General features: G+C 64.7%; 10 protein-coding genes, 1 rRNA gene and 2 pseudogenes. 12 read left to right on the plus strand and 1 reads right to left on the minus strand.

Annotated features, from left to right (window positions below; all coding sequences use genetic code 11):
* Positions 1 to 3 precede the first annotated feature (3 nt).
* The 8 genes and pseudogenes from gltB to AC1AYN_RS08820 form a co-directional block, all read left to right on the plus strand.
* Positions 4 to 4,575: a glutamate synthase large subunit gene (gene gltB / locus AC1AYN_RS08785; protein WP_476532957.1), complete on the plus strand. Its 4,572-nt coding sequence runs from the start codon at positions 4 to 6 to the stop codon at positions 4,573 to 4,575.
* A gap of 2 nt (positions 4,576 to 4,577) precedes the next feature.
* Positions 4,578 to 6,116 carry a glutamate synthase subunit beta gene (locus AC1AYN_RS08790; RefSeq protein ID WP_476502407.1) on the plus strand — a complete coding sequence of 513 codons (1,539 nt, stop codon included), beginning with the start codon at positions 4,578 to 4,580 and terminating at the stop codon, positions 6,114 to 6,116.
* Positions 6,117 to 6,433: 317 nt separating this feature from the next.
* Complete coding sequence (locus AC1AYN_RS08795) at positions 6,434 to 6,748, plus strand: hypothetical protein (protein WP_476502408.1); 315 nt, start codon at positions 6,434 to 6,436, stop codon at positions 6,746 to 6,748.
* Positions 6,749 to 7,074: 326 nt separating this feature from the next.
* Entirely contained in the window at positions 7,075 to 7,479 is a 405-nt protein-coding gene (locus tag AC1AYN_RS08800; protein ID WP_476502409.1) for a helix-turn-helix domain-containing protein, read from the plus strand.
* A gap of 163 nt (positions 7,480 to 7,642) precedes the next feature.
* Positions 7,643 to 7,753: a type I-E CRISPR-associated protein Cas6/Cse3/CasE gene (locus AC1AYN_RS08805; protein ID WP_476502410.1), complete on the plus strand. Its 111-nt coding sequence runs from the start codon at positions 7,643 to 7,645 to the stop codon at positions 7,751 to 7,753.
* A 294-nt stretch (positions 7,754 to 8,047) separates the two neighbouring features.
* On the plus strand, positions 8,048 to 8,518 hold the full coding sequence (locus tag AC1AYN_RS08810) for a tripartite tricarboxylate transporter TctB family protein (RefSeq protein WP_476532958.1): 471 nt from the start codon (positions 8,048 to 8,050) through the stop codon (positions 8,516 to 8,518).
* 122 nt (positions 8,519 to 8,640) lie between these two features.
* The gene (gene glgA / locus AC1AYN_RS08815; RefSeq protein WP_476502412.1) at positions 8,641 to 9,888 is read left to right on the plus strand and encodes a glycogen synthase; all 1,248 of its coding nucleotides are present in this window, start codon (positions 8,641 to 8,643) and stop codon (positions 9,886 to 9,888) included.
* Positions 9,889 to 10,049: 161 nt separating this feature from the next.
* Positions 10,050 to 10,581 (plus strand): annotated as a pseudogene (locus tag AC1AYN_RS08820) (ABC transporter ATP-binding protein); the annotation flags it as partial.
* Positions 10,582 to 11,192: 611 nt separating this feature from the next.
* On the opposite strand, the gene AC1AYN_RS08825 reads toward AC1AYN_RS08820, so the two are convergent.
* On the minus strand, positions 11,193 to 11,339 hold the full coding sequence (locus tag AC1AYN_RS08825; RefSeq protein WP_476532959.1) for a hypothetical protein: 147 nt from the start codon (positions 11,337 to 11,339) through the stop codon (positions 11,193 to 11,195).
* Between the two features lie 317 nt (positions 11,340 to 11,656).
* Between AC1AYN_RS08825 and leuS the strand changes: the two genes are divergently transcribed.
* From leuS to AC1AYN_RS08845, 4 genes and pseudogenes are all read left to right on the plus strand, one after another.
* Positions 11,657 to 14,599, plus strand: coding sequence for a leucine--tRNA ligase (gene leuS, locus AC1AYN_RS08830; RefSeq protein WP_476532960.1), 2,943 nt, complete (start codon positions 11,657 to 11,659; stop codon positions 14,597 to 14,599).
* 900 nt (positions 14,600 to 15,499) lie between these two features.
* A pseudogene (locus AC1AYN_RS08835) lies at positions 15,500 to 15,700 on the plus strand (ComEA family DNA-binding protein); the annotation flags it as partial.
* 104 nt (positions 15,701 to 15,804) lie between these two features.
* Positions 15,805 to 17,469 (plus strand): ComEC/Rec2 family competence protein, encoded by a 1,665-nt coding sequence (locus AC1AYN_RS08840; RefSeq protein WP_476532961.1) that lies wholly within the window; start codon positions 15,805 to 15,807, stop codon positions 17,467 to 17,469.
* A 640-nt stretch (positions 17,470 to 18,109) separates the two neighbouring features.
* Positions 18,110 to 18,476, plus strand: a 16S ribosomal RNA gene (locus tag AC1AYN_RS08845); the annotation flags it as partial.

Raw genomic sequence — 18,476 nt, forward strand, 5'->3', positions numbered from 1 at the left:
TCGGTGACATTCAAAGCCCCGCTTGATCTCACGGTCCACGCTCCGGATGGAATGTACGACCCCTCCAACGAGCATGACGCCTGCGGTGTGGGCATGGTCACCACGCTCAACAAGCGCCCCGAACACAAGATCGTCAAGGACGCCATCGAGGTGCTGGTCAACCTCGACCACCGCGGCGCGGTCGGTGCCGAGGAGAACACGGGCGACGGCGCCGGCATCCTGATGAGCATGCCGGACGAGTTCATGCGCGCCACCGTGCCCGCGGAACTGCCCGAAGCCGGACACTACGCCGCCGGCATCGCGTTCCTCGACCGCGACATCGAGACCTCCGGCCAGCAGGAGCAGGCCATCGCGAAGATCGCCCGCGAGGAGGGCCTCGAAGTCCTCGCCTGGCGCGTCGTGCCCACCAATCCCGACGGCCTCGGCCTGCAGGCGCTCGCCGCCATGCCGAGCTTCAAGACGCTCGTCCTGGCCGACCCGGAAGGCGGCCTCGCCGGCATCGAACTCGACCGCAGGACGTTCCGCGTCCGCAAGCGCGTCGAACACGAGGTGGGCGTGTACTTCGCCTCCCTGTCCGCCCGCACCATCACGTACAAGGGCATGCTGACCACCATGCAGCTGACCCACTTCTTCCCGGATCTGGTCGACGAGCGCATGAAGGCCACCGTCGCCATCGTCCACTCCCGCTTCTCCACGAACACGTTCCCGAGCTGGCCGCTCGCCCAGCCGTTCCGCCTGCTCGCCCACAACGGCGAGATCAACACCATCCAGGGCAACCGCAACTGGCTGTCCGCGCGCGAAGGCCGCCTGAGCTCCGAACTGCTCGGCGAGTTCGAGCCGCTGCTGCCGATCACCACGCCCGGCTACTCCGATTCCGGCACCTTCGACGAGTGCCTCGAACTGCTGCACCTCGCCGGCCGCTCCCTGCCGCACGCCATCTGCATGATGCTGCCGCCGGCCTGGGAGAAGAACGACGACCTCGACCCGGACCTCAAGGCGTTCTACGAGTACAACAACACGCTCATCGAGCCGTGGGACGGCCCGGCCGACATCGTCTTCACCGACGGCACCCAGGTGGGCGCCCTGCTCGACCGCAACGGATTCCGCCCCGGCCGCTGGCAGCTCACCGACGACGGCTACCTCGTGCTCGCCTCCGAGGCGGGCGTCCTGCCCGAGACCGAGCAGGAGCACATCGTCGCCAAGGGCCGTCTCGAGCCCGGCAAGATGTTCCTGGTCGACACGGCCGAAGGCCGCATCATCCCGGACGAGGAGATCAAGAAGTCCCTCGCCGCCCAGCACCCGTACCGCAAGTGGGTGGAGGGCAACTCCGTGGAGATGAGCGACCTGCCCGCCCGCGAGCACGTCAACCACTCCGGCCAGTCCGTGCAGCGCCGCCAGCGCGCCTTCGGCTACACCGAGGAGGACCTCAAGATCGTCCTCACGCCGATGGCCAACACCGGCAAGGAGCCGCTCGGCTCCATGGGCAACGACACCCCGCTGCCCGCGCTCTCCAAGCGCCCGCGCATGCTCTTCGACTACTTCCACCAGAAGTTCGCGCAGGTGACCAACCCGCCGCTCGACTGGGAGCGCGAGGAGATCGTCACCTGCCTCGAATCCGCGATCGGCCCCGAGCCGAACCTGCTCGCCGACTCCGAACTGCACGCGAAGAAGATCCTCATCCCGCTGCCCGTCATCGACTCCGACGAGATGGCGCAGCTCAAGCGCCTCGACAAGGCGCGCATCCTCGGCGGCTACTATCGTCCGTACGTCGTCAAGGGCCTCTACCAGGTGGCCGGCGGCGGCGACGCCCTCCAGGAGCGTCTGGACGAGATCTTCGCCGAGATCGACGAGGCCATCGACAACGGCAGCAACTTCATCGTGCTGTCCGACCGCGACTCCAACCACACGTGGGGCCCGATCCCGTCGCTGCTGCTCACCTCCGCCGTGCAGCACCACCTGCTGCGCCGCCACACCCGCACGCAGATCTCCATGGCCGTCGAGGCCGGCGACGTGCGCGAGATCCATCACGTGGCGCTGCTCATCGCCTACGGCGCGGCCTGCGTGAACCCGTACCTCGCGTTCGAATCCGTCGAGAACCTGTCGCGCGAAGGCTACGTGAAGGTCGATCCGGCCACCGCCGTGAAGAACCTCACCAAGGCCCTCTCCATCGGCGTGCTCAAGATCATGGCGAAGATGGGCGTCTCCACCATCATGAGCTACCGCGGCGCCCAGCTGTTCGAGGCCGTGGGTCTGAGCCAGAACGTCGTCGACGAGTACTTCACCGGCACCACCACCCGCGTGGGCGGCGTCGGCCTCGACGAGATCGCCGAGGAGGTCGCCTCCCGCCACCGCGTCGCCTATCCGAACCAGTGGACCGCCTCGCCGCACCGCAACCTCAGGACCGGGGGCATCTACAAGTGGCGTCGCACCGGCGAGGACCACCTCAACGATCCGGAGGCCATCTTCCTGCTGCAGCAGTCCACCCAGCGCGGCGACTACGGCATGTTCAAGAAGTACACGCACCACATCGACGACACTTCGAACCGTTTGATGACCCTGCGTGGCCTGATGAAGTTCAACCACAACCGCAAGCCGATCGACATCTCCGAGGTCGAGCCGGCCAGCGAGATCGTCAAGCGCTTCTCCACCGGCGCGATGAGCTACGGCTCCATCTCCCAGGAGGCGCATGAGACGCTCGCCATCGCCATGAACCAGATCGGCGCGCGCTCCAACTCCGGCGAAGGCGGCGAATCCGACGACCGCATCGAGGATCCGCTGCGCTACAGCCGCATCAAGCAGATCGCCTCCGCGCGCTTCGGCGTCACCTCCGACTACCTCGTGCACGCCACCGACCTGCAGATCAAGCTCGCCCAGGGCGCCAAGCCGGGTGAGGGCGGCCACTTGCCGGGCGCGAAGGTTCCGCCGTGGATCGCGACCGTGCGTCACGCGACGCCGGGCGTGGAGCTCATCTCCCCGCCGCCGCATCACGACATCTACTCCATCGAGGACCTGAAGCAGCTGATCAACGATGCGAAGATGGCGAACCCGAAGGCCCGCGTCCACGTCAAGCTCGTCTCCGAGTTCGGCGTCGGCACCATCGCTGCCGGCGTGGCCAAGTGCCATGCCGACGTGGTGCTCATCTCCGGCTACGACGGCGGCACCGGCGCGGCCCCGCTCAACGCGATCCGCCACGCGGGCACCCCGTGGGAGATCGGCCTGTCCGAAACGCAGCAGACGCTGATCCTCAACGGCCTGCGCTCCCGCATCGTCGTCCAGTGCGACGGCGAGCTCAAGACCGGCCGCGACGTCGTCATCGCCGCCCTGCTCGGCGCCGAGGAATTCGGCTTCGCGACCGCGGCGCTGATCGTGGAAGGCTGCGTCATGATGCGCGCCTGCCAGAAGAACACGTGCCCGCAGGGCATCGCCACCCAGGATCCGGAGCTGCGCGCCCGCTTCCGCGGCAAGCCCGAGCACGTGGTCAACTTCTTCATGTTCATCGCCGAGGAGGTGCGCGAGATCCTCGCCCAGCTCGGCTTCCGCACGCTCGAGGAGGCCGTCGGCCACGTCGAATGTCTCGACCAGGACGAGGCCATCAAGCGCTGGAAGGCGGACGGTATCGACCTGACCAACGTGCTCAAGCAGGCGGGCCCGGTGCCCGGCACCATCCTGCACAACACCGAGCCGCAGAACCACGAGCTGGAGAAGGCGCTCGACAACCGTCTCATCGAACTCGCCCAGCCGGCGTTGGAGAAGAAGGAGCCGGTGCGCATCGACGTGCCGATCCGCAACGTCAACCGCACCGTCGGCACGATGGTCGGTTATGAGATCACCCGCCGCTACGGCGCCGCCGGCCTGCCCGACGACACGATCGACATGACCCTGCACGGCTCCGGCGGCCAGTCCATCGGCGCGTTCATCCCGCGCGGCGAGACCATCCGCGTGTACGGCGAGGTCAACGACTACGCAGGCAAGGGCCTGTCCGGCGGACGCCTCATCGTCCGCGCCGAGGACGGCGTCACCTTCGACCGCCACGAGAACGTGATCGCAGGCAACGTGACCGGCTTCGGCGCCACCTCCGGCGAGATGTTCGTCGCGGGCCGTGCCGGCGAACGCTTCGCCGTGCGCAACTCCGGCGCGACCTTCGTGGTCGAGGGCGTCGGCGACCACGGCTGCGAGTACATGACCGGCGGCACCGTCGTCGTGCTCGGCCCCACCGGCCGCAACTTCGGCGCCGGCTTCTCCGGCGGCAACACGTATGTGCTCGACCTCGACATGAAGCAGGTCAACCCGGAGGGCGTCGAATCCGGCGCGCTGCTGTTCGAGCCGCTCGACGCGGAGACCTCCGACCTCGTGCGCGCGCTCGTCAAGAAGCACGCCGAGGAGACCGGCTCCGAGTTCGCTGCCTCGCTGCTCGAGAACTGGGACGAGAGCGCCAAGCGCTTTACGCACGTCGTGCCGAAGCACTTCATCGCCATGGAGAAGGCCATGGCCGACGCGGAAGCCGCACATATCGATTTCAATACGCCCGGCGCCTGGGAGCAGGTGTACGAGCACGTCATGGAAGGAGCGCGCTGAACATGGGCGACCCGAGAGGATTCCTGAAAGTCCGCACCCGCCGCGAGCTGGCCGAGCGTCCGGTCGAGCAGCGCATCAAGGACTGGTTCGACGTGCACGCCGAATCCGGTCTGCAGTCGTGGACCACCGAACAGGCGGCCCGCTGCATGGACTGCGGCACCCCGTTCTGCATGACCGGCTGCCCGCTCGGCAACCTCATCCCCGAGTGGAACGACCTGGTCCGCCAGGAGCAGTGGGAGGACGCCTACCAGCGTCTGAGCCTGACCAACAACTTCCCGGAAGTGACCGGCCGCATCTGTCCTGCCCTGTGCGAGCAGGCGTGCGTGCTCGGCATCCACCAGCCGCCGACGATGATCAAGAACGACGAGTGCACGATCATCGACCAGGCATGGGATCTCGACTACGTCAAGCCGATGCCGCCGCAGCGACTCACCGACCAGACCGTCGCCGTCGTCGGCTCCGGCCCCGCCGGCCTCTCCGCCGCGCAGCAGCTCACGCGCGCCGGCCACACTGTCGTCGTCTACGAGAAGGACGACGCTCTGGGCGGCCTCATGCGCTACGGCATCCCGAACTTCAAGCTCGAGAAGACGCTGCTCGACCGACGCGTCAAGCAGATGGAGGCCGAAGGCACCCGCTTCGAGACCGGCGTGGAGATTGGCAAGGACATCAGCTGGGACGACCTGCGTGACCGGTACGACGCGGTCGTCGTCGCCATCGGTTCCCGCGTGCCGCGCGATATGAAGATCCCCGGCCGCGAGCTCGATGGCATCCACTTCGCGATGGACTTCTTGCCCGACGCGACCCGCCGCATCTACGGCGCTCCGCTCGAGCACGACATCACCGCCAAGGACAAGCACGTCATCGTCATCGGCGGCGGCGATACCGGTTCCGACTGCCTCGGCACGTCCATCCGCCAGGGGGCGAAGGACGTCACCGTGCTGCAGATCATGCCGAAGGAGCCTTCGACGCGTCCCGACAACCAGCCGTGGCCGACGTTCGCGCGTCTCTACCAGAAAACCACGTCGATGGCCGAGGGCGGCGAGTACCTGTACTCCACGGATTCGGTGAACTTCATCGGCTCCGACGAGGAGCAGGAGCGTATCCACATCGAGAACTCCACCACCGCGGAAGGCTTCGTGGCGGACGAGCACGGCCACGTGACCGGCCTCAAGGTCGTGTCCGTCGCGCCCGGCGAGAACGGCCCGTTCACCCGACAGCCCGGCACCGAACGCGTGCTGCCCGCCGACCTGGTGCTCATCTCCGTGGGATTCCTCCACCCGGACACCACGACCATCGTCGACCAGCTGCCCGTCGAACTCGACAAGCGCGGCAACATCGCCCGCGACGACAAGTTCGCCACCTCGCAGGACGGCGTGTTCGTGTGCGGCGACGCCGGCCGAGGCCAGAGCCTCGTCGTGTGGGCCATCGCCGAAGGCCGCTCCTGCGCGGCCGCCGTCGACGAGTACCTGTCCAGCGAGCACACCAGCGAGCTGCCCGCCCCGATCAAGGCGAGCACCAGGCCGATGATGCTGCCCCGCTGATTCTTCAGCGGCCAGTGACGTGTATGGTCTCCTATGTCTGCGTCGCAGATATAGGAGACCTTTCGCTTTTCGGAGACATCGGAGACAAGGGGGATTCTCATCCACATGTCCGTCCACGTGTGACGTCGGTTCCGAAAGCCTCGGTCAGATGCTCGTGACGGACACGTTCGTACCGGATAATCGGAATGGCAAACCGAATGAAAAAGCCGTGGATTGTGTATCATATTATTGGGATACCGCGGTTTTCGAACTGTGTTCCCCGCGTATGCGGGGATGATCCGGTCTACGTCACCACCATCTACCCGATAGGGAAAGCCATGTCGAAGTCCTTGGCCGACATCCAGCTCGCCGAACGGCGTTATGACCAACTTGCCGCTGACATGATCGCCCTGCTCCGCACCAACGGGAACAATGACGGCGCGGATTTCGCGCAATCCATGCTCGACGAGGACGGCTCAGGCACCGCGGTCAACGCATGCGTCATCGACATCATCAACCGCCGCATCGACCCGACATCCGTCGCCCCGCTGTTCGAGACCGTCCACTCCGAATTCCCTGGATGCGATGAGGACTATCAGGACTTCCTCGAATACGTGCGAGACAGGGGCACGGAAACGGCAGCCGTCAAGTAACGCCGTTCATGAAAGCCGCTATTCGAGTGGCTTTTTCTCATACCCCTCGAATTTCACACCCGCATCCCCGTGCGGGTGGGCGCAGCCATGTGTGGCATCGCAACAAGAATGGCCGTCCACGCGCGGCGTCAGCGCGGAGGACGTCAAATGTTCCCTCGCGCGCGGGAATGATTGGTGTTCCGACATGGGCCTGCATGTGGTAAAAGATATCCGCCCATCATCGTCGAAATCCTGACGGATTGAAAGGCATAGAATGTATTCCGTGTGCGGCCGCGCTTGTCTGACCGTTTCATGGCATTCCGGACCATCATCTGAAGGAGAAAACTATGGTGACGGCAACACGGACGACTGTAGGGCAGTTGGTGCCGGGCAGGGCGTATTTCGTGGAGGTGGATGGCTCTGCTTATGAGATCGATGAGGAACAGGTGCGTTTGTTCCGAGATGTCATCGCTCGTGCTCCGTCGGATTGTCGGATGATGACCACTGCTGAGATGGCACGGTTGCTCCGTGTCTCTCCGAAGACCGTCGATCGTATCCTGGATTCCGGGGCGATTCCGTTCAAGAGGGACGGCCGCGCCGGGCAGCGGATGGTCATGGTCGACGACGTACTCAGGTTCAAGCGGGAGTCCGAGCGCCGGCGCAGGAGGGCATTGGAGAATATGCGGGATACCGCAGAGGAGATAGGCATGTACGACACCCCCGGGGAGCGTATCCCGGTCCGGACGAGATGACTTTAAGACCGTGGATGGTTGATTCCATCGAGATGGGATGCGTGCGTCTTTTGCCGGCGTAACGGCGACCCCTCGGTGATCGTCAGCCAGCGTCACCGGGAACGGTTCACGCGCGAAGGCCGGACGGTCCCTGACCACCGCGGTGTTCGACGGCAGGCTCGTGGTGACCGACGCCGACCTGTTCCGTCATGCGCTCTGCCATGGCATCGGCCGGGCGAAGGGGTTCGGATGCGGCCTGCTGATCGTGGCTTCCATCCGGGAGCCGCAGGCATGAGCGCCGGGCGACGGGTTCCCGGCACTCCGCCTCCCGAACTCGGCGAACTCGTGCGTGCCGAGGACCGTCTCTCGTTTGCATACTTCAAACACTCCCGTGGATCGTGACGGGTTGGAGCTCATCAAGCGCCCCGCGAACCGGCGGCAGGCTGACAACGGCCTGCGGCGGACCGGGTGGAGCAACGCCAGCAAATGGAGGGCCGCGCGAAAATACGGCTGAGAACCGCGGTGAATGGATAAGATGGCGTAAAGTATCATGCAGCCGTCAATGAAGTGCTATGAAGGAGCAGCAACAATGCCGAATCGAGCGGAACGTCGTGCCAAGGCCAAGGCCGATCGCAGGGGAGTGCCTTCCCAGTATGATGCCACGCGCGGCCGCGGCCGTGCCGGAATGATCGACGAATACCAGCTGCAGGAGCGTTCCCGCAGGCTGCAGGAAGGCGAGAGCCTGGGACCGTGGAAGCCGAGCGGCGGGCCGGTCGCCGAGACCGACACCACGATGACCACCAATCCGAACTACCGCAATCCGAAGGCGTTCAAGGCGCCGCATTCGGTGCGCCAGTGGTTCCGCGTGGGCAGCTGGACGCTCATCACCCTGTCCATCATCGCGTTCTTCGTGGTCATGTGGCTGCCGACCGCCGTGCGTCCCATGTGGCTGATCATCACCGTGTCCGCCGTGTTCATCGTCGGCGTGTTGAGCCTGTTCTTCACCGCCGGTGATTCGAAGCACAATCCGAACCTCGACGAAAACGGCACCGCAGTCTGATTTCGGCGTCGAAACCATGAACACACGCGAAACGCACGACGGAAGTCGTGCGTTTTCCGTATGTCGTGCCGTAAAGTTGGTTGTGCTTGAGTTTTCCGGATGGAAAGAGAGGTAGCAGACCAATGAAGGTTGACATTCTGACCCGCGAATACCCGCCGCACGTCTACGGTGGCGCAGGCGTGCACGCCGAGGAGCTGTCCAAGGTGCTCGCCGAGCGCGTGGACGTTACCGTGCGCGCGTTCGATGGCCCCCGCACCGAAGCGGACATCCCCGCCATCCCGAACGCCGCCGAGGCGAAGGGCTCCCTCAAGGTCGTCGGCTATGACACGCCCGCCGAGCTGAAGGACGCGAACCCCGCGTTGAAGACCTTCGGCGTCGACCTGCAGATCGCCAACGACGTGGACGCCGACATCGTGCACGCGCATACCTGGTATGCCTGCCTCGCCGGCTACGCGGCCAAGATGCTGCACGGCACGCCGCTCGTCATCACCGCGCACTCGCTCGAGCCGTTCCGCCCGTGGAAGCGCGAGCAACTCGGCGGCGGCTACAACCTGAGCTCTTGGGCCGAAAAGGACGCCTACGAACACGCCGATCGCGTCATCGCCGTGTCCGGCGGCATGCGCGAGGACATCCTCACCGCCTACCCGAACCTCGATCCGGACAAGGTCGTCGTCGTGTACAACGGCATCACCATGTCCGAATTCGCCACCCCGGCGGACGACGATCCGGGCTGGAAGGTGTTCGAGCGTTACCACATCGACCGCAGCAAGCCGACCCTGCTGTTCGTCGGGCGCATCACCCGTCAGAAGGGCCTGCCGTACCTGCTCAAGGCGCTGCATTTCGTCAATCCGGGCATCCAGGTCGTGCTGTGCGCCGGCGCTCCCGACACCCCGGAGATCATGGAGGAGGTCAAGAACTCCTTCGCCGAGCTCGACGAGAAGCGCGGCAACATCATCTGGATCGAGGAGATGCTGCCGAAGAATGAGCTCTCCGCGCTGGAGCACGGCTGCGACGCGTTCATCTGCCCGTCCATCTACGAGCCGCTCGGCATCGTCAACCTCGAGGCCATGGCGTGCGGCCTGCCGGTCGTCGCCTCCGCCACCGGCGGCATCCCCGAGGTCGTCGTCGACGGCGAGACCGGCTACCTCGTGCCGATCGACCAGCTGCGCGACGGCACCGGCACCCCCACGGACCCGGACAAGTTCGTGCACGACATGGCCGACGCGATCAACAAGGTCATGGCCGACCCGGAGCTCGCGAAGAAGATGGGACAGGCCGGCTACGAGCGCGCCCGCGACGTGTTCAGCTGGGAGTCCATCGCCGACGCCACCGTCAAGGTCTATGAGGACGTCCTCGCCGAACAGAAGTAAGACCATCAAAGGCCTCCCTCCGATGAGGGAGGCGGCACGCGAAGCGTGACGGAGGGAGAGATTGCGGCGCTCAACGGGAGCCCGCATCTCTCCCTCGGCTTTCCATACTTGACGGCTCCCCGTTCGCGGGAGCCGGTTTTTCATTCATTGAGGAGATCCGCATGACCGACAACGTCGTACTCCAACTCGAAAACGTCGAATTCCGCCGCAACCGCCGCGTCATCATCACCGACGTGAACCTGACGATCCGCGCGGGGGAGCGGTGGGTGCTGTTCGGACCGAACGGCATCGGCAAATCCACGGCCGTCGGCATGCTTGCCACGCGCACGTTCCCGTCCGAGGGCCGCGTGTTCATCCTCGGCCACCAACTCGGCAAATACGACGTGTTCAAGCTGCGCACACGCATCGGCCTCGCCTCCGCCGATCTGGGCCGCCAGTTCCCCGAATTCGAGGATCCGCTCGACGCGGTCGTCACCGGCCTGAGCGCCGTGACTGGCCGTTGGCGCGACACGTACACCGAAGCCGAATACGAGCGCGCCCGCGGCCTGCTGCGCGACTTCCGCGTGAGCTACCTCGAAGGCAAGGAGATGTGGCGGCTCTCGGAGGGCGAACGCACGCGCGTGCTCATCGCGAGGGCGCTCATGGGCAACCCGGAGCTGCTCATCATGGACGAGCCGACCACCGGTCTCGACCTGGGCGGCCGCGAACAGGTGATGCGCACGCTGAGCCGCATCGGCGAGGAGAACTCCGACCGCGCGGTCGTGCTCGTCACGCACCGTCTGGAGGAGATCCCCGCCGGATTCGACCACATCGCCATCATGGGCAGGAAGCCGATTCCCGCCGAGGACGCGACCGAGGATGGCGTCGACTCGATGGGCAACCCCGGCGCCGGCACCATCGTCTACACCGGCCCGCTCGAGCAGGGCCTGACCGACGAACGCCTCTCCGACCTGTTCGGCATGCCCATCGAAGTCGAACGCTCCCACAACCGCTGGGCCGCCTACGCGGTGTGAGAAGGAGCTGCGTTTCATTTGTACTCCTAGATTGTTCCCCGTTTGACGACGATGAAGGGGGGCGATGCACACTGACATGTTGAGGTAACTAGGTGCGAGCCCCGAGCTCTCATGGTTTGCTGGAGCCTTCGCACTCTAAGATCAATAAATCGGGCGAGTAGAATTCGTGTTTCATTGTGGTTTGAGAAATGAATAGTGTTGCATCCTCGTGCAATCTGGAGGCAGACGCTGATTTCTGAAATCTGGTGGTAAAATATTTACGAGAATGGGCGCTTGATGTTCATAATGCGGCTATCGAATGTCCATATCCGCCGTCGCTCCCCACTCGGGGAGCGTGAAATGACTGCACGTGTCGTCGTCGATGTCGTCGAGATCCGTCGTCGCTCCCCACTCGGGGAGCGTGAAATGACTGATCGCCGACGATGCGCACACGCTCATGCCCGTATGTCGCTCCCCACTCGGGGAGCGTGAAATGACTGACGTTGACGGACGTGGCGAAGATCGCTGACGCGTGTCGCTCCCCACTCGGGGAGCGTGAAATGACTGTTTCATCATTTATGGGCATCGCCCAGTTGCATGGGACGAAAACGATACAGAGCTCTGTATCTCTGGTTGTCCGTCGGATTTCCGGATGCTCAATATGCTGCATGAGATTAGGGGAATACGGTTGTTGCACAATGTGAAAGATTCCCGACTGTCCAGAGAAGCCGCCGTCCCGCCCGTGATTGGCGTCCCCGCGTGTATCATCGTGCTCTATGAGTGAGACCGAACCGAAGTTCCGTTACAACGCCGCTCTGGCGCAGGACATCGAAAACAAATGGCAGAAGAAGTGGGATGAGGAGGGCACCTTCTGGGCCGCCAACGTCTCCGGCGACCTGAAAGACGGCAAGGGCCGCAACGCCGAGGGGCGCCCCTCCTACTTCGCGATGGACATGTTCCCCTACCCGTCCGGCAAGGGCCTGCACGTGGGCCACCCGCTCGGCTACCTCGCCTCCGACGTGGTGTCCCGCTACCACCGCATGAAGGGCGAGAACGTGCTGCACGCCATGGGCTACGACGCCTTCGGCCTGCCCGCCGAGCAGTACGCCGTCCAGACCGGCCAGCACCCGCGCATCACCACCGAGCAGAACATCGCGAACATGTCGCGCCAGCTGCACCGCATGGGCCTGAGCTTCGACGACCGCCGCACCTTCGCGACCATCGACCCCGGCTACGTGCGCTGGACCCAGTGGATCTTCTCGCGCATCTACGATTCCTGGTACGACGAGGACGCCACGAACCCGTCCGGCACGAAGGGCTCCGCCCGCCCGATCTCCGAGCTCGTCGCCAAGTTCGAGAACGGCGAGAAGGCCATCCCGGGCCACGAGACGGACGGCAAGGCGTGGGGCGACCTCACCGAGGCCGAGCAGCAGGACATCCTCAACGACTTCCGCCTCGCCTACATCTCCAAGTCCCCGGTGAACTGGTGCCCGGGCCTGGGCACCGTGCTCGCCAACGAGGAGGTCACCGCCGAAGGCAAGTCCGAACGCGGCAACTTCCCGGTCTTCCAGCGTGAGCTGCGCCAGTGGTCGATGCGCATCACCAAGTACGGCCACCGCCTCATCGAGGACCTCGACGGCATCGACTGGCCGGAGAAGGTCAAGCTCATGCAGCGCAACTGGATCGGCGAGAGCCACGGCGCCTCCGTGCACTTCCAGGTCGAGACCCCGAACGGCACGCGCGACATGGAGATCTACACCACGCGTCCGGACACCCTGTTCGGCACCACGTTCGCCGTCGTCTCCCCGGAACACCACCTGCTCGAGGACGTGCCCGCCGAATGGCCGGCCGAAACCCCCGAGGATTGGAAGGGCGGCTACGCCACCCCGGTCGAGGCCGTGAAGGCGTACCGTCTCGCCGCCGAATCGAAGACCGCGAAGGACCGCGTCGACGAGGCCGGCGAGAAGACCGGCCTGTTCACCGGCCTGTACGCCGTCAACCCGATCACCGGCGCGAAGCTGCCGCTGTTCACCGCCGACTACGTGCTCATGGACTACGGCACCGGCGCGATCATGGCCGTGCCGGGCGGCGACCAGCGCGATTATGATTTCGCCGTCAAGTTCGGCCTGCCGGTCATCTACACCGTCAAGCCATTGCCGGAATCCGGCGACGACCTCGCGAACTACGAGGGCAAGGCGCCGTTCGTCTCCCACGACGGCATCGTCATCAACTCCTCCGTCGAAGCGACCAAGGCGAAGGGCGACGCGCTCTCCCTCGACGGCCTTCGCGTCGACGACGCCATCGCCAAGGTGAACGCATGGCTGGAATCCGCGGGCGTCGGCAAGGGCACCGTCTCCTACCGTCTGCGCGACTGGCTGTTCTCCCGCCAGCGCTACTGGGGCGAACCGTTCCCGATCGTCTACGGCGAGGACGGCACCCCGCACCTGCTGCCCGACTCCGCGCTGCCCATCAACCTGCCGGACGTGCCCGACTACCAGCCGCGCACCTTCGACCCGATGGACGCCGAATCCAACCCCGAGGCGCCGCTGAGCCGCAACGAGGACTGGGTGAAGGTCGAGCTCGATCTGGGCGACGGCGTGAAGACCTACTATCGCGACACGAACACGATGCCGAACTGGGCCGGCTCCTGCTGGTACTACATGCGCTACATCGACCCGACCGACACGGCCCACATGGTCGAGAAGGACGAGTTCGACTACTGGATGGGTCCGAACCACAACAAGTACTCGGGCGACGAAGGTGGCGTGGACCTGTACATCGGCGGCGTCGAGCACGCGGTGCTCCACCTGCTGTATTCGCGTTTCTGGCACAAGATCCTCTTCGACCTCGGCTACGTGGATTCCGCCGAACCGTTCCACAAGCTGTTCAACCAGGGCATGATCCAGGCGTACGCCTACACCGACGACCGCGGCCAGTACGTGCCGGCCGACGAGGTCGTGGAGGGCCCGGTCGACGAGAACGGCGAACCCACGTTCACCTGGAACGGCGAGCACGCGAACCGCGAGTTCGGCAAGATGGGCAAGAGCCTCAAGAACATCATCACGCCGGACTACATGTATGAGAACTACGGCGCGGACACGTTCCGCCTGTACGAGATGAGCATGGGCCCGCTCGACGAGTCCCGTCCGTGGAACACGCGCAACGTGGTCGGCGGCATGCGTTTCCTGCAGCGCCTGTGGCGCAACGTGGTCGACGAGACCACCGGCGAGGCGCATGTGAGCGAGGACGCGCCGGACGTGAAGACTTTGAAGCTCCTCAACAACACGATCGCCGAGGTGACCGTGGAGATGGAGAACATGCGTCCGAACACGGCCATCGCGAAGCTCATCGTGCTCAACAACCATCTGACCTCCCTCAAGGCCGTACCGCGCGCCGCCGTCGAGCCGCTGATCCTCATGCTCGCCCCGATCGCCCCGCACATCTGCGAGGAGATGTGGCAGCGCCTCGGCCACGCCGAGTCCCTGTCCGCCGCGCCGTGGCCGGTCGCCGACGACAAGTACGTCGGCCAGGACACGGTCACCGCGGTCGTGCAGATCAAGGGCAAGGTGCGCGCCAAGCTCGAGGTCTCCCCGGACATCGATCCGGCCGAGCTGGAGAAGCTCGCGCTCGAAGCCGTCGCCGCCCGTCTCGGCGGCAAAGAACCGCGCAAGGTGATCGTCAAGGCCCCGAAGATCGTCTCAATCGTCCCGGCCGAATGATTCCGCCCGTGTCGTCCGCGTCTCGCGTTCCCGTGCGACGCGGACGACACACGATAATTAGACACTCGCCGCGGCAAATGTGAAGAACTCCAGGGGCTCTATCCACATTCACCGCAGCGTTGGACTCGACGCCCATGCCTCATCCACAGTGGAGGCATGGGCGTTCGTCATAGTGGAAACGGAAACGGCCGCGCACGGCACGGCGGATACGGCATCGTCGACGGTATCGGAGGAGACGGTGCCGTCGGTTTCGATGATGCCGTCGGACGCGATGGCATCATCGGATGCGGTGGCGCGGCCGGATACGATGCGGTGGAGACGCCGACCGCGTATGACGCGTACGATGTCTGTCCGTCGTACGGCGGGTACCCGGCTTCCACGGTGCCGCCGGTCCCGCTGCCTCCCGCCGCAACGGCGGCGGCAGCGGAATCGGAGACATCGGTGGAACCGGCAGCCGTTCCGGACGCCGTAACCGTTCCGCCACCGGCAGCCGTTCCGGACTCCGCTGCACGACCGAAAGCCGTGCTTTCGGAACTGTCCGGCGTGCGCGGAGGCGACAGGGACGAGCATTTCGCCGATCGCGCCCGCCATGGTAGACCACGATTGCGGTTCGGCGCCACGCAGGCGCTGGCGATGATTCTCATCATGGTGATGGCCACCTGCGCGAGCCTTACCCTGCTCATCCGGCAGGCCGTGAACTATGCGGCGATCGAAGCGGCGTCCGCCACGTCCGCCGTCGCTTCCGGCGGCGTGACGGAAGGCGACGACGTCGGGGGAGCGACGTCGGGCGGTACTGCGGCGGGTGACGAGACGCCAGAGGGCGATGCGTCGCAGTCTGGAGACGGTATGGCGGCCGGCTCCGGCACGATGCCGGGGCAAGCACAGGCGCAACCACCGCAACCGGCCGATACCCGCGTCGACCTGAACACGGCAACGTTGGAACAGCTTGATGCGATACCCGGCATCGGTCCGGTCACCGCGCAGAAGATCCTCGACCATCGTGCAACAATCGGACGATTCGGCAGCGTCGACCAGCTGCTCGACGTGCCCGGCATCGGCGCGAAGACGTTGGAGAAAATCAGACCAGAGGTGAAGGTCTGATGAGTGGACGGTTGGAGCGTGGCGGTGACGATCGGCGACTGCTGCCCGTCGCCGTCGTCCTGTGGGCGTCATGTTTGGGCGCGCACGGGTTGTTCTCCCGGTGCATGGCGCTGTTCGCCGGTGCGGGCTCCGGGGAATCAGACGGATCGATGGCGCCGATCGTCGCCGTATGCGTCGTGACGATCGGTGTGCTTCTCGTATGGATTGTGGCGGAACAGTGCGCGCGCCGGGGAATCGGCCGCGTTACGGTCGTCGTCTGCGTGGGAGCGTTCCTGCTGGGGGCCGTCACGACATGGGCCGCGGAATCGGCCGCATGGTTTGATCCTGCGATGACGCGCGCACGAGACGGCCCCGCCAGGGTCGTGGTACGACTGCGTGTCGTCGAGCCGGTCGAAACGTCGTCCATGCGTGACGCCGACTGTCAGGCGGAGACACGTCTCGTCGCGATGGACGACGGCGTCGTTTCGACACGATCGCATGCGCGAGTACGGCTTCTTGCGTCGGGCTCCGATTGCGGACGACTGCACCGTGGCGCCGGCTATGAGGCGAGCGGAGAACTGCGGGAGGCGGAACTCGGCGTGACGCCGCTCTGGTTGACCGTCTCCGAAGATGATGATGAGGCAGTGGCCGATGCCGGGATTCCCGGTTCGATATCGGACATGTCGGGCATACGCATGACCGAACGCCAGCCATTGTTCGACGGTTGGCGCGAGCGTGTGCAGGAATCATTCTTCCAAGCGACCGACGGTCTCGATGATTCGGGGCGCATACTTGTGCCCGGACTCACCATGGGGTTTCTCGGGCAGGACCATGTGGGCGTCCCTGAATCAAGTTCGGCTGCGGATTCCGATCCGATCGACGAGACGTATGCAGGCCGGGTGGAGGACTGCTTCCGCCGTGCCGGGATCATGCACCTCATGGCCGTGTCCGGCGGACACTTCGTCATCGTCGCCGCGCTGATCCGCAGAGTGGGCGCGTACCTGCTCATGCCCCGGCAGATGGTCGCATGCATGACCGTCGTATCCACGACGCTGATGGCGGCGATGATGGCTCCCGGCGACAGCGTCACCCGCGCATTGGCCATGGGATGGCTCTCCGCAGCGGCGCTATTCGTCGGACGACGCGCGCAGGCGCTGAGCGCGCTATGCGTCACCTCGATCATCATGCTGCTGACGAATCCCGCCTTGGCGTGGAGTTTCGGATTCGCCTTGTCCTGCGCCGCCGTACTCGGCATCATCCTCATGGCGCGCCCCATGGCCGGCGCCATGGCGTTGCTGTTGCCCGACTCCCTTGCCGATGCGATAGCCATGACCGTCGCCGCGCAGATGGCGACATTGCCGATCCAGGTGCTGATGGAACCGCAGCTGCCGGTCTGGTCGGTGCTCGCGAACCTCCTCGTCACGCCCGTGGTCGCCTTCTCCACGATGACTGGGCTCGCAGGGCTTGCACTCGCATGGGTGAACATGGATGCGGCGCGTCTATGCGCATGGCTTTCCTCATGGGGTACGCGGATCATGGAGCAGGTCGCGATACGTCTGGGGGATGGGAATCAGGCAACGATTCCATGGATGGAGGGCGTGACAGGTGCGTTTGCGCTTGCCGCGGTGGAAGCGGCGATGGTGATCGGCACCAAGTTGGTCCGACGATGGATTTCGCCGCCGCCCGGAGCCCATATGCTGCTCGGCGAACCCTTCACCAGCAATCCCCGGAACCGGCTTCGCCTTTGGTGGATGGACACCCACCATATGATCAGTAAACTCACCTGGTAGCGGCGTCGGATGCTTGGCGGGCGTTTGCTTGGCTCCTCTGTGGAGGGGGCTCCCGGCTGTGCCGGGTGGGGGAGAGTGTGCTCCCCCTGTGAGGGGGAGCTGCCCGCCGGGGGCGGGCTGAGGGGGTTGTCGGGTTGTGGTTGTGGGGTGTCGTGTTGGTGAATGGGGTGGTTGGTTTGGTTGAATTCCTGTGACACGCCGGCTGGTGGTGGTTTTTGGTGGTGTGGTGGTGTGTCGGGTGGGGTTATGATGTGGTTGTCGGGTTTGTCGGGCCTGTTTTCGACACGCCGTGGGAACGCCGTCGTTGCAACGTTTCGGGCGTGGTTTTCGCATGCTGGTTTGCGGTGTGGCGTGGGTTGGTGTATGTTTTTCTCTTGCTGCCGGTCGGCTTCTGGTTCTTTCCTTTGTGTGGTTGGTTTCCGGGTTGCTTGGCTGTGTGTGGTGGTTTGAGAACTCAAGAGTGTGTTGTACTACTTACTTCTTTATAGTCAATGATTGCCAGTCCGATTCCCGCTCGTTTTCGAGTACCCGGGGGGGTTTGATGGGGGTCGGGGTTTTTGTGCGAACGTCCTTCCTTATAGGATGTTCCGTCTTTTTTCTTTTTTGGGAGCCGTTTGTTTGGTTCTCTTCATGAAGTTTTTTTGTGGAGGGTTCGATTCTGGCTCAGGATGAACGCTGGCGGCGTGCTTAACACATGCAAGTCGAACGGGATCCTGCCAGCTTGCTGGTGGGTGAGAGTGGCGAACGGGTGAGTAATGCGTGACCGACCTGCCCCGTACTCCGGAATAGCTCCTGGAAACGGGTGGTAATGCCGGATGTTCCAATATGCTGCATGGTGTGTTGGGAAAGGGTTTTACTGGTATGGGATGGGGTCGCGTCCTATCAGCTTGACGGTGGGGTGATGGCGCACCGTGGCTTCGACGGGTAGCCGGCCTGAGAGGGCGACCGGCCACATTGGGACTGAGATACGGCCCAGACTCCTACGGGAGGCAGCAGTGGGGAATATT

The organism is Bifidobacterium sp. LH_413 (genome assembly GCF_056357015.1).